Genomic DNA, 15383 nt, shown 5'->3' with positions numbered 1-15383 from the left:
GGGCCGTACCGCGCACACCGCGCGGTACGGCCCCTCCGGCGTTCTCTCCGGACCGGCCGGGCCGGATCAGACGCCCTGCGGCGGCTCCGGCCCGACGGGCGTCCCCGTGGCGTCCGGGGCCGCGGTGCAGACGGTGCCCGCCGCCGGCACCTTCCCGTCCAGCAGGTAGGAGTTCACCGCCTTCTGCACGCACGGGTCGCCGCTGTTGTACGCGCCGTGCCCCTCGCCCTTGTACGTGAGCTCCACGCCGACGCCCGGGCCGAGCCGCTCCACCATCTTGCGGGCGCCCTCGTACGGGGTGGCCGGGTCGCCGGTGTTGCCGATCACCAGGATCGGGGCGGCGCCCGGGGCGGACACGTCCGGGGTGTCCGAGGCGCCCGGGACGGGCCAGTCGGTGCAGCCCATCATGGCCCAGCCGAGGAAGTCCCCGAAGACGGGCGAGGCCGAACGGAACTCCGACAGCTTGGCCTTGGTCTGCGCGAGGGTGTAACGCTGCTTGGAGTCGGCGCAGTTGATGGCCGTGTTGGCCGCCCCGATGTTGCTGTAGTGCCCCTGCTGGTCGCGGCCGTTGAGCGCGTCGGACAGCGCAAGCAGCAGCTGCCCCTGCCCGCCCTCCGCCTCGTCCAGCCCCTGCTCCAGCAGCGGCCACAGCTCCTTGGAGTACAGGGCCTGGGCGATGCCGTTGGTCGCGGCGCTCTCGGTGAGCTGCCGGTCCCCGATGCCCGGGATCGGCCGGGCCTCCAGGTCCTTCTGGAGCTTCCTGACGTTCGCCTCGATCTCCTTGGCGGTGCTGCCCTGGAGCAGGCAGGCGTCGCCGCGGTCCACGCAGTCCTGCGCGAAGTTGCCGAGCGCGAGCTGGAAGCCCTTGGCCTGGCCCAGCGCCCCCTGCTCGGGGGTCGCGGTCGGGTCCACGACGGCGTCGAAGACGGCCCGGCCGACGTTCTTCGGGAAGAGGTGGGCGTAGACCCCGCCGAGTTCGGTGCCGTAGGAGATCCCGAAGTAGTGCAGCTTCTCGTCGCCGAGGGCCTGGCGGATGCGGTCCATGTCGCGGGCGGCGTTCTCCGTGCCGACGTGGGGCAGGAGCTTGGCCGAGTTCTTCTCGCAGGCCTGCTGGTAGGCGCGGATGTTGTCGACGAAGGCCGTCTCCTCCTGCGAGGTCTCGGGCGAGGAGTCCTGGGCGTAGTACGCGTCCAGCTCCTTGTCGTCCTCACAGCGGACGGGCGCGCTGCGGCCCACCCCGCGGGGGTCGAAGCCCACCAGGTCGTACCGGGCGCGGAGGGCCTCGTACTCCTTGGCGGCGCCGGGGAGGGTGGTGATGCCGGAGCCGCCGGGGCCGCCGAAGTTGAAGAGGAGGGAGCCGATGCGCTGGCCCTTCTTGCGGGCCTTCGCGCGGATCAGCGCGATCGGTACGGTCTCCCCCTCGGGCTCGGCGTAGTCGAGCGGGACGTCGAGCGTGGCGCACTGCCAGTCCTTGCCGGGGGCCGGACCGCCGCCCTCCAGGGCCGTCGGGGCCGGGCACTCGCCCCACTTGAGGGGCTTGGCCCCCTTGGTGCCGCCGCCCTTGGTTCTCTCCTCGTCGCCCTCGCCGGAGCAGGCGCTGGTGGCGAGCAGTGCGGCGGCGAGCGCGGCGGAGGCGGTGACCCGCCAGGCGTTTCTCGGCATGCCACCATCCTGGGCGCGGTCCGTCCCCACCGCCCCCGCGCTGACCCGAACGGGTCCGTCCCCCCGCGGCGCCGGGGCGGGAAAATCTTGGTGTGCGGGGCCGACGGAACCGGGTAACGTCTTTGTCATGTTCTTCCAGACACCGATTTACGAGTGAGAGCGTGATGGGCCCCTGCTGACGTCCTTCGACGTCGCCGCGCCCGTCCCCCACCGATGAATCCGTAGATCACTTCACATCATTACCGGGAGAACCCGTGACCGTGAGCAAGAACATCAACAACCCCGTGGGCATGGGCGGCGGCCAGCGCAAGAGGCTGTCCCGCGCCGAGCGGCAGAACAACGGTCCGCACCGCAACCTCGACCGCCGGGGTGCAGCCGACCAGAAGGCGGAGCTGGTGCGCAAGATGCGCGAGAAGGCAGGCGCCGCTGAGGGCGCCGGGCAGACGGGCGACGACACCGCACAGAGCTGACGCACCGCCGCCGCAGGGCGGCACCGCACGGGGCAGGGCCCGGACCGCGACGCGCGGTCCGGGCCCTGCTGCCGTAGAGGGGCGTCAGATGGCTTCCTTGCGGGTCAGGAAGTTGAACGAGATCCACCCCGGCAGCACCGGCAGCCAGAACGTCATCAGGCGGAACAGCAGCACCGCCGAGATGGCGACCTCCTTCTCCAGCCCGGCCGCGATCAGACCCAGGGTCAAGGTGGTCTCCACCGCGCCCATGCCGCCCGGCGTCGGGGCGGCCGACCCCAGTGCGTTGCCGGCGAGGAACACCACCGCGATGCTCGCGTAGCTGATGGCCTCGCCGCCCCCGAACGCGCGGATCGACGCGTCCAGGCACATCACGAAGCAGCCGGTCAGCAGCAGCATCCCGCCGATGCCGGTCACCAGCTTCTGCGGACGCTGGAGCACGTCCAGCATGCGCGGTACCACGCCCGCGAACAGCGCGCGGACCCGGGTCGCCACGAACTTCCGCATGAACGGGACCGCCGTCACCACCAGCACCAGGACCGCCACCGTCAGCAGACCCGCGATGACCGTCCGGGACGGGGTCATCTCCGGGGTCTTCTCGGTGCCGGTCAGGTAGCCGAAGGAGAGCAGCAGCAGGATGTGGCTGGCGAGTCCGAAGAGCTGCGAGGCGCCCACGCTCGCCACCGCGAGCCCCGGCCGGATCCCCGCCCGCTGGAGGAACCGCGTGTTCAGCGCGACACCGCCGACCGCCGCGGGCGCGACCAGCTTCACGAAGGAGCCGGCCACCTGCGCGACCACGGTCCGCAGGAACGGCACCCGCTCGGGTACGAAGCCCAGCAGGCTCATGGCCGCCGCGACGTAGCTGAGCGCCGAGAAGGCGAGGGCCGCGCCGACCCAGCCCCACTGGGCCTCGCCGACGATCGTCGTGAAGTCCACGTGCGCGAGCTGCGTGAGCAGGAAGTACGCGCCGAACGCGCCCGCGATGAAGGAGACCAGCGTGCGCGGCCGGATCCGCTCCAGCCGGGCCGGCTCCACCGGCGCCTGCGGGCGGATCAGCAGCACCTGCTGGCGGATCTGGCTCAGCAGATCCTCCTCGCGGGCCCCGTCCAGGGCGTCGTCCAGTGCCTTCTTCTCGGCCTTCCGGTCGGCGGCGGAGGCCGCGGTGCTCGTCGCCGGAGCCGAGGCGTCCGCCTCCCGCGCTGCCTTCGCCGCCCGCGAGGACTCCAGTACGGCCTCCCGCTGCCGGTCCGCCCGCTCCCGGGCCAGCTTGCGCAGCGTCGCCCGGGTGGAACGGCTCAGCGCGATCGGCTGGAGCAGCGGCAGGCAGTCCGCCACCGCGTCCGGGCCGAGCACCGACAGCGCCGAGGCCACCGACCGCTCGGCGCCGACCCGCAGGCCGAGCGTGACCAGCAGCTGCGCGATGTCCATGCGCAGCACCAGGTCGCCGGCCGCGATCTCACCGCCCCGCAGGTCGGTGAGGGTGATGCTGCCGGAACGATCCACCACCAGGGCGTCCCCGGTCAGCCGCCGGTGCGCGATCCGCCGCGACTGGAGGGCCCGTACCTGCTCCCATGCGTTGCGGCTCAGCTCGTCGGTGATCTCCTCGTCGGGGAGGGAGTCCAGCGTCCGGCCGCCCAGGTGCTCGTACACGAGCATCACGGCGTCCGGGCCGAGCTCGGAGGTGGCGATCAGTTTGGGTGCGTTGGCCCCGGCCGCGATGGCCGCGTACGCGAGCAGTGCCTCCTGCTCCAGAGCCTGGCGCAGGGACTGGAGGCTGCGCCGGGTGGTGATGCCGCGCAGGGTGAGCCGGCGCCAGACCCGGTAGAAGAAGCCCTGGGCCTGCTGTTCACGGTCGACGACGGTGACGTCGAGCGGCGGACCGTCCTCCAGGGTGACGTGGTAGCGGCGGCCGCGGTCGCTGACCTCGGAGGCCTCGGGGCCGTCGGGGACCTCGGCGCGCATCGCGCTGACGGGCCGGAAGCCGACGCGGCGCAGTCCCGCGAGCAGGGTCTGCCCGGTCGGGCGCACATTGGGCGAGCCGACGGCGTACAGGGTCCCGTACGCGACGCTCCAGCCGATCAGCACGGTGAGGATGATCGAGAAGGGCGTGGTGTAGCCGCTGACCAGCATCGTGAACGCGTCGAGCAGCAGGACCACCCACAGCGCGACGCGCCAGTGCGGTCTGCGGGTCATCCCGACGGCGCACATGTACGCGATCACGGGCGCGAGGTAGCCGTGCACCGGATCGGTGAGGGCCCCGCCGGCCCCGGCGGTCCGGGTGAGGGCTTCCTGGATGGTGTCGGGGGCGGCCTGGGAGACCCACAGGTCGGTGGCGAGGGTGACCCCGTGCGCGAGGACGGCGGCGAGCACGCCGTCGGCGATGCGCAGCCCGTCGCGTTTGATCAGCCGCTCGATGGCGAAGGCGACGGGGAGCAGCAGCACCGCGATGCTCGACACCAGCGCGGCGACCTTGATCAGCAGGTCGGGCGCCGCGCCGGTGCCCTTGTTGATGTCCTCTTCCAGGCCCACCGTGGTGCCGTGGGCGAAGGCGGCGATGGCGAGGACGACGGCGATGCCGAGGATGCCGACGAGCAGGCGTACGAGGTCGGACGGGCGGTGCACGCGGGCGGCGAGCAGCGGTTCGTCGACCTCGACCTGGTCGGCGTCCGTGGGCGCGTGGCCGTGCGGGCCGTCAGGGCCGTCAGGGGTGCGCTCGGGGCCGTCAGGGGTGCGGTCGGGGGTGCGGGGGGTGCCGGAGGGCGGGCGGGGGCCGTCGGAGGGCAGGTCGGGGCGTGCGCCGGGGCCGTCGTCCGGCCGCGCGCCGTCGTCCCTCGCCGCACCGTCCGGAGGGCTCACACCCTGCTCCTTCGTCGTCACTTCCATCTCTTCTTGATCGCGTATCACCAGTCACCGCCCGGAAGATGGTGGCACGGACCGACGGGCGATCGGGGCAGCAGGGTGCGCGCCGGTATGGAACCGACGCTTCCACCGGACCCGGCCCGGCGTGCTGCACCATGTGCCGAATGAGCGAGGAGCTGCCCGCGTACGCGGAGCACGTGCTGGAGCTGGCCGAGCGTATTCCGCCCGGGCGGGTGATGACGTACGGAGACGTCGCCGAGTGGCTCGGCGAGGGCGGACCACGCCAAGTCGGGCGCGTGATGGCCCTCTACGGAGGAGCCGTGCCCTGGTGGCGCGTGGTGCGGGCCGACGGCGTACCGCTGCCGGGCAGTGAGCGGCGCGCCCTGGAGCACTACCGGGCGGAGGCCACCCCGCTGCGCCTGACGGGCGGCGGCGAGCCGCGGCTGGACATGCGCCGGGCGCGCTGGGACGGAGGCCCGGGCCCCGGACAGGACGACGCGTGCGACGAGGCTCACGTGATTCCTTAGGCATCCGTAGCGAATCGAGCCGGGTTCACGCTCTGGAGTTCGACCGACTGAGGCATCGGATAGGAGTTCGTGGATCGAATGAGTGCCCTTTCGTGCGGCCCGTCGTTGATCGGATGACAGGACTGGCGGTAGGGGGGGTGAAAGGTGAGTCGGAAGGTGCCGCTCGCCGAGGGCGAGACGTCCCGAACCGCTTGTGTCCGTGGACGGCTGCGGACGGGTGTGGATCAAGCGAGCGGTGAACTGCTGGCTGTCTCCGTCCTGACCGCACGGGTTGGCTGGTGTATCGATCTGACGTCCGGGCTGGTCGCCGCGCTCCTGGCCGCGCACTGGGACCCCGCCGATGTGGATCTGCTCACATCCGGGGAGGACTGTGGCGGCAGGAAGCTGCCGTCGAACGCATGGATGGCGCTGCGCCGCCTGGGCTGGACCGCTGCGCCGCCTAAAGGTATTTGCGTCAATGACCGGATCGTTCGCATGGCGCAGGAGCAGGCCGGGCGCACCCTGCGCGCGGCGAAGTGGCGCAGCGACCTCACGGCGGGAGTGCTCGCGACCTGGCCCGCCGACCCTGCCAAGCGCACGGGCCAGGAGTGGGACGCGGTGCGTGAGGCGGTGCCGGGCGGGCGGCACCTGCCGTCGAGCGCCATCAAGTCCCGCACCCGGCAGGTGAGTGCCTTCCTCCGGAAGCGGGGACGGCTGCCTGCCGATGTGTTTGAGGTGGAGAGCGCGCCCGGGGTAGCGCGGATGCTGCTGCTGTCGGCCTGTGACGGGCAGCAGGCGACCATTGAGCGGGCGGACGAGCCGGGCCGTGCGCTGCTGCGCTTGAAGCTGCCCACCCGCCCCGATCCACAGTCGTACCGTGACTGGACGTGGGTGTCCTGCCCCATCAAGCTGCCGTCGACGATCCCCGCACGCGCTGTGCTGCACCTGCCCAACCTCCGCCTGCACCAGGGGCAGGTACGCGCCGATCTCGCCTACACCCACCCGGTGCCGAAGGCAGGCCGCAGAGGGCACACGGTCGCGCTCGGTGTGGACTGGGGCCTTAACACCCTGCTCAGCGCTGGCGCGGCGCGGCTGCACGATGACGGGCGGATCACCGTACTCGGGGCGGGTGGAATGTTCAGGGCGGCCGGTGTCCTGGCCAAGCAGAACCGGCTGCGCCGGCAGGGTGAGCGTCTGCATGCCAAGTCCGGCCAATACCAGCGCCTCGCCGCCGGAGGCGAGCAGCACGCCCTGGCCGCCAAACACGCCGTTCTGAACGATGAGATCAGCCGGGTCTGTGCACGCCGGTCGAACCTCAACGACGCTCTGTCCTGGGCCGCCGCCAGGTGGGCGGTCGATCAGGCCGTCGCCGTCGGGGCGAGCGTCATTTACGTGGAAGACCTCCGCTCCATGGAAGCCCGTGGCATGGGCCGGACCACCAACACCCGTCTCTCCCAGCAAGTACGCGGGCAGATCGTCTACCGCATGAGGCACATAGCCGCGGACACGGGGATCGCCGTGGTCATCGTGCCCGCGCGGAACACATCCAAGCACTGCCCGCAATGCCTCACACCCCTGCGGCACCGCAAAGCCCCCGACCGTCCTGCCGCGCCAGGTTGGAAATGGGCCATGTGCCCGTCCTGCCACTGGCAGGGAGACCGTGATCACGGGGCTTGGCAGCGCGTCGCATCGCGCGGCCTGGCACACCAGGCCAAGACCATCACCGACCGCGACACAGGCGCCATGGTCATCCGCACGGTCGTGGACGCCCTTGAAGTGGGCGCCGTCATCACGCCGATCGCGCAGCAAACCAGCCGTAACCGGGCCAAGACCGGCTCGACACGACGACAGACAGCACGTCCGACGCCCAGGCGACGCCGGACACCCTCCCCTGTCAGGCCTGCGGGCCCGGCAGGCCAGCGTCCGGAGGGACACGTTCACACGGACCGGACTCGGCTGCCCCGTGCAGCCGCCCGGAACCAGGACGTGACGACGATCAGCACACCCACCGGTCGAGACCGGCCGCGAGGAGCAGCACTGGGCGCGGGATTCCACCTGCACGCTCACGCCACCCCTCCACGGTGGGAAGTCCCGTCGCCAGACACCGCGTCTGGCATGGGATCACTTGGCTGACTAGAGACGCTCACACCTGACAGCTTCTGCCATGCACGGCCTGAACGTGCGGTCGAGCTCCCGCGCGAAGGCCCGTACGGGGGATCCGGGGGAACTGCGCGGGCCCGGCCGATTGCCGTAGCGTTGCCTCTTCGGCTCCGGCTGCGGCGCGCGCCGCAGCCGTCGCCCGGACCCCCGCAGGAACCGCAGGACCCGTAGACCCTGTACGACCTACAGGGCCCGCAGACCCCGTACAACCCGCAGACCCACCAGGACCGGCACCTCACGTGATCACCTCTCCCTCCGACCGCTCCGCGCGGCGTACGCGGGTCCCGGACGCGTACCGCCTCGTACGCACCGGGCCGGAACGGGTGGATCCCCCTGTGCTGGACGCAGCGCAGCGGGCGGTGGTTGATCACACCGCCGGACCTCTGCTGGTCCTCGCCGGACCGGGCACCGGGAAGACGACCACCTTGGTCGAAGCCGTCGCCGCCCGGGTCGAAGCGGGCACGGACCCCGCCCGGATCCTCATCCTCACCTTCAGCCGCAAGGCGGCGGTGGAACTGCGCGACCGTGCCGCCCTGCGCCTCGGCGGCGCGCGGGCTCCGCAGGCCACCACCTTCCACTCCTTCTGCTACGGCCTGGTCCGCGCCCACCAGGACACCGACCTGTTCGCGGACCCGCTGCGGCTGCTGTCCGGACCCGAGCAGGACGTGATGGTCCGCACCCTGCTGGAGGGCCAGCGCCGGATCCGCTCCATCCGCTGGCCGGACGACCTGCGCGCGGCCCTGACCACCCGCGGCTTCGCGGACGAGGTCCGCGCCGTCCTGGCCCGGGCCCGCGAGCTGGGCCTCGGCCCTTCGGCACTCGACTCCTTCGCGACCCGGATCGGCCGCCCGGACTGGAAGGCGGCGGCGGCCTTCCTCTCCGAGTACCTCGACGTCCTGGACCTCCAGGGCACGCTGGACTACGCCGAACTCGTCCACCGCGCGGTGCTGCTCGGGGAACGCACCCCGGAGCTGTCCGCCGCCTACGACGCGATCTTCGTGGACGAGTACCAGGACACGGACGCCTCCCAGCTGCGGCTGCTGCGCGCGCTGACCGGGCCGGGCGGCACGCTGGTCGCCTTCGGCGACCCGGACCAGTCGATCTACGCCTTCCGCGGCGCCGACATCAACAACATCCTGGACTTCGAGACCTCCTTCCCCGGTGCGAAGGTCAAGGCGCTGACCGTGGGCCGCCGCTCGGGCGCGGCCCTGCTGGCCGCCACCCGCCTCCTCACGGCCCGCATGCCGGTCCCGCGGCTGCCGTCCGCCGCCGTACGGGCCCACCGCGACCTCAAGGCCACGCGGGACGGCGGCCGGGTGGAGGCGTTCACCTACCCCACGGCCGGAGCCGAGCTCGACAACATCGCCGACGTACTGCGGCGGGCGCACCTGGAGGACGGCGTGCCCTGGCAGGACATGGCCGTCCTGGTCCGCGCCGGCGGCCGCACCCTCCCGGCGATGCGCCGCGCCCTCATCGCGGCGGGCGTCCCGGCCGAGACGGACGGCACGGACACCCCCCTCCGCCACGAACCGGCCGTCTCCCCCCTCCTGACAGCCCTCCGCATCACCGCCCTCGGCTCCGCCGCGGGCGCCGCCCCAGCGACGCCAGAGGCAGCCCTGTCCGCCGTAGGCGACGGGGCGGGTTCCGCCCCGGCCACAGGGCTGCCCGAGCCGGGCTCCGCCGTGCCCGCAGCCGCAGGCGCGGGCGCGGGCCTGTTCGCCGTAGGCGACGTGGAGGGCGAGCTTGCTCGCGAATTCGGGGTGGGCGGGCGGGAAACTTCCCCTGGCCCCGCCGAGCCCGAGCCCGAGGCCGACGCCGCCCAGGCCGGGGCGGACACCGCAGAGCCCGCCGCAGGCGACCCGGCCGAGCCCGCGGCCGACGCCGCCCAGGCCGGGGCGGACACCGCAGAGCCCGCCGCAGGCGACCCGGCAGGCGAAGGGTGGATCGGGGTCGACGCCTGTCTCGAGCTGCTCGCCTCGCCGCTCGGCGGGATGGACGCCGCCGATCTGCGCCGCCTCGGCCGGGCCCTGAGGGACGAGGAGCGCGCCGCAGGCGTCAAGGTGCCCGCCCCCTCCGACGTGCTGCTGGCCCGCGCCCTCGCCGAGCCGGAGCGGCTCACCGCGCACGACCCCGCGTACGCCCGCGGCGCGCAGCGCCTCGGCCTGCTCCTGCGCAAGACCCGCGAGCTCCTGCAAGGCGGCGGCACCGCCGAAGAGGCCCTGTGGACCCTGTGGGACGGCACGCCCTGGCCCCAGCGTCTGGAGCGCGGCGCCCGCCGCGGCGGCGCGGCCGGTCGCAACGCCGACCGGGACCTCGACGCCGTCTGCGCCCTGTTCGACACCGCCGCCCGCGCGGAGGACCGTACCGGCGGCCGCGGCGCGCTCAACTTCCTGGAACAGCTGGAAGCGGAGGACATCGCCGCCGACACCCTGACCACCCGGGCCACCCGCTCCGACGCCGTCCGGCTCATGACCGCGCACCGCTCCAAGGGCCTGGAGTGGTCCCTCGTCGTCGTCGCCGGGGTCCAGGAAGGGCTCTGGCCCGACCTGCGCCGCCGCGGCTCCCTCCTGGAAGCCGACCGCATCGGCCGCGACGGCCTCGCCGAACCCCTCACCCCCGGCGCGCTCCTCGCCGAGGAGCGCAGGCTGTTCTACGTCGCGGCCACCCGCGCCCGAGACCGCCTCGTCGTCACCGCCGTCAAGGCCCCCGCCGACGACGGCGACCAGCCCTCCCGCTTCCTCACCGAACTCGGCGTCCCCCCGCGCGACGTCACCGGCCGCCCCCGCCGTCCCCTCGCCGTCCCGGCGCTCGTCGCCGAGCTGCGCGCCACCACCGTCGACCCGGACGCCTCGCCCGCGCTGCGCGACGCGGCCGCCCGCCGCCTGGCCCGCCTCGCCGCGCTCACCGACGACGAGGACCGCCCGATGGTCCCCGCCGCGCACCCGCAGCGCTGGTGGGGGCTGTACGAGCCCACCCGCAGCAGCGTCCCGCTGCGCGACCGGGACCGGCCCGTCGCCCTGTCCGGCAGCGCCCTGGACCAGCTGGCCAACACCTGCTCCCTCCAGTGGTTCCTGGGCCGCGAGGTCAAGGCCGACACCCCCTCCACCGCCGCCCAGGGCTTCGGCAACGTCGTCCACGTCCTCGCCGACGAGGTCGCCTCCGGCCGCACCCCCGCCGACCTGGCCGTCCTCATGGAACGCCTCGACTCCGTGTGGGACGCCCTCGCCTTCGACGCGCCCTGGAAATCGGCCCAGGAGAAGGAGAACGCCCGCGCCGCCCTCGAACGCTTCCTGCGCTGGCACACCACCGACCGCGGCGGCCGGGAGGCCGTGGCCACGGAGCACGAGTTCGACGTCACCCTCGAAGCGGGCGACGTCGCCGTCCGCATCCGGGGCTCCATGGACCGGGTCGAGGCGGACCCGCAGGGGCGCGCGTACGTCGTCGACTTCAAGACCGGCAAGGCCTCGCCGACGAAGGACGAGGTCGCCCGCCACCCCCAGCTCGCCGTCTACCAGCTCGCGGTGCGCGAAGGCGCCGTCGACGAGGTCTTCGACGGTGTGCGCCCGGCGCCGGGCGGCGCCGAGCTCGTCCAGCTCCGCCAGGGCGCGCCCAAGAAGGAGGGCGGTGAGGAGGTCCCCAGGATCCAGGCCCAGCAGCCGCTGGACGGGCAGTGGGTCGGGGACCTGCTCGCCACCGCCGCGGGCCGCGTCCTGGACGAGCGCTTCGCGCCCGCCGCGGGCCGGCACTGCGACCACTGCTCCTTCCGCAGCTCGTGCAGCGCCCGCCCGGAGGGCCGCCAGACCGTGGAATGAGACGCCGGCCGGGAGTGTCGGTGGGTACGGCTAGCCTTTTGAGGTGTCCGCGCGTCCGTCCGTCCTCACCGACCCCGAGCAGCTCAAGGAGCTCCTCGGCATCCCCTTCACGCCCGAACAGATGGCCTGCGTCACCGCCCCGCCCGCTCCGCAGGTCGTCGTCGCCGGCGCCGGATCCGGCAAGACCACCGTCATGGCCGCCCGCGTGGTCTGGCTGGTGGGGACCGGCGCGGTCGCGCCCGAACAGGTCCTCGGTCTGACCTTCACCAACAAGGCCGCCGGGGAGCTCGCCGAGCGCGTGCGCAAGGCCCTCGCGCGGGCCGGGATCAGCGACCCGGACCCCTCCCCGGCCGAGGCCGACGCGGCCGGCGGCGAGCCGCGGATCTCCACGTACCACGCCTTCGCCGGCCAGCTCCTGACGGACCACGGCATGCGCATCGGGCTGGAGCCCAGCTCCCGCCTCCTCGCCGACGCCACCCGCTTCCAGCTCGCCGCGAAGGTGCTGCGCGAGGCCCCCGGCCCCTACCCGTCGCTCACCAAGTCCGTCCCCGACCTGGTCAGCGACCTGCTCGCGCTCGACGCGGAGCTCTCCGAGCACCTCGTCGAACCGGCCGCGCTGCGCGCCCACGACACCGGGCTGCTGCACACCCTCTCCGGCACCAAGCTCACCAACGAGGACCTGCGCAAGGTCCCCGAAGCCGTGCGCGGCCGCCTCGAACTGCTGGAGCTCGTCAGCCGCTACCGCGCCGCCAAACGCTCCCGCGACCTCCTCGACTTCAGCGACCAGATAGCCCTCTCCGCGCAGCTCGCCACCACCCGGCCCGAGGTGGGGGCGCTGCTGCGCGAGGAGTTCCGGGTGGTCCTGCTCGACGAGTACCAGGACACCTCGGTCGCGCAGCGACTGCTGCTGTCCGGGCTCTTCGGCGCGGGCAGCGGACACGCCGTGACCGCCGTCGGCGACCCCTGCCAGGCCATCTACGGCTGGCGCGGCGCCTCCGTGGCCAACCTCGACGACTTCCCCGAGCACTTCCCGCACGCCGACGGCACCCCGGCCACCCGCCTGTCGCTCAGCGAGAACCGGCGCAGCGGCGGCCGCCTCCTGGACCTGGCCAACGGACTCGCCGCCCCGCTGCGCGCCATGCACGAAGGGGTGGAGGCGCTGCGCCCGGCGCCCGGCGCGGAGGGCGCCGGCTCGGTACGGTGCGCCCTGCTCCCGACGCACGCCGAAGAGCTGGAGTGGCTCGCCGACTCGGTCGCCCACCTGGTCCGCACCGGGACGGAGCCGCGGGAGATCGCCGTTCTGTGCCGGTCCGCCGGGGACTTCGCGCGGATCCAGGCCGTGCTGGTGGCCCGGGACGTACCGGTGGAGGTCGTCGGCCTGTCCGGGCTGCTGCACCTGCCGGAGGTCGCGGACCTCGTCGCCGTCTGCGAGGTCCTCCAGGACCCCGGGGCCAACGCCTCCCTCGTCCGCCTCCTCATCGGCCCGCGCTGGCGGATCGGCGCCCGCGACCTGGCCCTGCTGGGCCGCCGGGCCCGGCTCCTGATCGGCCGTTCCCCGGCCGACGCGGCGGACGCCGACGAACGGCTCGCCGCGGCCGTCGAAGGGGTGGACCCGGCGGAGATCGTGTCCCTGGCCGACGCCCTGGAGACCTTCCTCGACGGCGCCGGACAGTCCCCGGACGACCTGCCCTTCTCCGCGGAGGCCCGGGTCCGCTTCGCGCACCTCGCCCAGGAGCTGCGCGACCTGCGCCGCTCGCTGGCCGATCCGCTGATGGACGTGCTGCACCGGGTGCTGTCCGCCACCGGCCTGGAAGTGGAACTGTCCGCCTCCCCGCACGCGCTGGCCGCCCGCCGCCGCGAGACCCTGTCGAACTTCATGGGCGTGGCGGCCGGTTTCGCCGCACTGGACGGCGAGGCCTCGCTGCTGGCCTTCCTGGCCTTCCTGCGCACGGCCGCCCAGTACGAGAAGGGGCTGGACCACGCCCTGCCCGGCGGGGAGAACACGGTCAAGGTCCTGACGGCCCACAAGTCCAAGGGCCTGGAGTGGGACGTGGTCGTCGTGCCCGACCTGTGCGCGGGGGCCTTCCCGAAGGAGAAGCCGCCGGAGGCCTGGACCTCGTACGCGAAGGTGCTCCCGTACGCCCTGCGCGGCGACGCGCCCACCCTCCCGGGGGACCCGGCCTGGACCTCGGCCGGCCTGAAGTCGTTCAAGGCTGCCCTGAAGGACCACAAGGAGACGGAGGAACTCCGCCTCGGGTACGTGACCTTCACCCGGCCGCGTTCCCTGCTGCTGGCCTCGGGCCACTGGTGGGGCCCGACCCAGAAGAAGCGCCGCGGCCCGTCCGCCTTCCTGACCGCCCTGTACGAGCACTGCGCGGCCGGGTACGGCGAGATCGAGGCCTGGGCCGAGGAGCCCGAGCCGGACGCGGAGAACCCGGCCCTGTCCGAGGACGCCACGGCCGACCGGTCCTGGCCGCTGCCCCTGGACCCCGGCTCGCTCACCCTGCGCCGCGCGGCTGCGGCCCTGGTGGAGTCCTACCTGGCGACCGCGCAGCCGGAGCCGGCCGAGCCCCCGGCACAGGACGAGGCCTACCTCTGGCCCCCGGACTGCGAGGACCCGTCCTACGAGGACGAACCCTGGCCGGACCCCGACCCCGACCCCGGCCCCCCGGCCCCCACCCCGGCCTCGCAGTCCGCCGACGACCAGTGGCAGGAGCCCGCGCTCCGGTCCGGGCCCGCACACCCCGCCCCCGGCGCCGACGACCTGTGGCCGGAGGCCGACGTGTGGGCCGCAGGCCCCACCCCCGACGGGTTCCGGGGCGAAGCCCCGGCTCCGGGCCGGGGCTCGGCCCTGCCCGCCTCCGGCGCCGACGATCTGTGGGCCGCAGGCCCCACCCCCGACGGGTTCCGGGGCGGAGCCCCGGTTCCGGGAAGGGGCGGGGTGGGGGAAGAGCCCGCCCCGTACGGCCCCGCCGACCCGCTGGACGACGACCTCTGGCCGGAGGCCGACCTCTGGGCCCCCGCCGGCCGCGGCGAAGGCGCAGCCGTGCCCCCGCCCGGGGCAGCAGGCCCCGCGCGCGCCGAGGAGCTGCGGCCGGAGGCCGACGCAGGGGCCGCGGCCGCGACCCCCGGCGGGCCCGGCACGGGCGCAGCCCCACCGCACGGCCCCGCCCGCCGAACCCCCCTCACCCCCGAGGAGGCCCGGGCCATCGCCTCCTGGGACCGGGACCTCGAAGCCCTCGAAGGCGAGCTCCGCCGTGCCCGCGCGGCCGTGCGCGACGTCGAACTGCCCGCCGCCCTCTCCGCCAGCCAGCTGATGCGGCTCGCCGCCGACGAGCAGGGCTTCGTCCGCGACCTCGCCCGCCCCATGCCCAGGCCGCCCCAGCCCGCGGCGCGCCAGGGCACCCGCTTCCACGCCTGGGTGGAGTCCCGCTTCGACGAGCTGCCGCTCCCGCTCCTCGACGTCCTGGACCCCGCCACCGAACTGCCCGGCTCCGACCAGGAGATCGCCGACGAGGCCGACCTGGACTCCCTCAAGGCGGCCTTCGAGCGCAGCCCGTACGCCGAGCGGACCCCGTACCGCATGGAGGCCCCCGTCCAGCTGACCCTCGCCGGCCGCGTCATCCGGGGCCGGATCGACGCGGTGTACCGCGACCAGGACGGCTCGTACGAGATCGTCGACTGGAAGACCGGCCGTACCACCGAGGCCGACCCCCTCCAGCTCGCCGTCTACCGGCTGGCCTGGTCGGAGGCCACCGGCACGCCCCTGGAGCAGGTCGGCGCGGCCTTCCTGCACGTCCGCAGCGGGCGCGTCATCCGCCCCCGCGACCTGCCCGACCGGGCCCGTCTTGAGCGGATCCTCCAAGGCAAATCGGACACCGGACGTGCCCATCGGACGGACGGCTAGGCTCGTGGCC

The 15383-nt window shown here is 73.9% G+C and carries 7 protein-coding genes; 5 read left to right on the top strand and 2 right to left on the bottom strand.

Going from position 1 to position 15383, the window contains the following annotated elements:
- Positions 1 to 66 precede the first annotated feature (66 nt).
- Positions 67 to 1662 (bottom strand): alpha/beta hydrolase, encoded by a 1596-nt coding sequence (locus tag OG447_RS01735; protein ID WP_266934392.1) that lies wholly within the window; start codon positions 1660 to 1662, stop codon positions 67 to 69.
- A 254-nt stretch (positions 1663 to 1916) separates the two neighbouring features.
- Between OG447_RS01735 and OG447_RS01730 the strand changes: the two genes are divergently transcribed.
- Positions 1917 to 2132 carry a DUF6243 family protein gene (locus OG447_RS01730; protein WP_266934391.1) on the top strand — a complete coding sequence of 72 codons (216 nt, stop codon included), beginning with the start codon at positions 1917 to 1919 and terminating at the stop codon, positions 2130 to 2132.
- Positions 2133 to 2216: 84 nt separating this feature from the next.
- Here the strand turns inward: OG447_RS01730 and OG447_RS01725 are convergent, their stop codons facing one another.
- Positions 2217 to 5033 (bottom strand): YbhN family protein, encoded by a 2817-nt coding sequence (locus OG447_RS01725; protein WP_266934390.1) that lies wholly within the window; start codon positions 5031 to 5033, stop codon positions 2217 to 2219.
- Between the two features lie 119 nt (positions 5034 to 5152).
- On the opposite strand from OG447_RS01725, the gene OG447_RS01720 reads away from it, so the two are divergent.
- From OG447_RS01720 to OG447_RS01705, 4 genes are all read left to right on the top strand, one after another.
- Complete coding sequence (locus OG447_RS01720) at positions 5153 to 5515, top strand: MGMT family protein (protein ID WP_266934389.1); 363 nt, start codon at positions 5153 to 5155, stop codon at positions 5513 to 5515.
- 156 nt (positions 5516 to 5671) lie between these two features.
- The gene (locus OG447_RS01715; RefSeq protein ID WP_266934388.1) at positions 5672 to 7627 is read left to right on the top strand and encodes a zinc ribbon domain-containing protein; all 1956 of its coding nucleotides are present in this window, start codon (positions 5672 to 5674) and stop codon (positions 7625 to 7627) included.
- A 269-nt stretch (positions 7628 to 7896) separates the two neighbouring features.
- The gene (locus OG447_RS01710; protein ID WP_266938707.1) at positions 7897 to 11466 is read left to right on the top strand and encodes an ATP-dependent DNA helicase; all 3570 of its coding nucleotides are present in this window, start codon (positions 7897 to 7899) and stop codon (positions 11464 to 11466) included.
- A gap of 43 nt (positions 11467 to 11509) precedes the next feature.
- Positions 11510 to 15373: a UvrD-helicase domain-containing protein gene (locus OG447_RS01705; protein WP_266934387.1), complete on the top strand. Its 3864-nt coding sequence runs from the start codon at positions 11510 to 11512 to the stop codon at positions 15371 to 15373.
- The last annotated feature ends 10 nt before the right edge of the window (positions 15374 to 15383 follow it).

It is taken from the genome of Streptomyces sp. NBC_01408, assembly GCF_026340255.1.
GTDB lineage: Bacteria > Actinomycetota > Actinomycetes > Streptomycetales > Streptomycetaceae > Streptomyces.
This window is presented reverse-complemented; position numbering and strand designations above follow the sequence as displayed.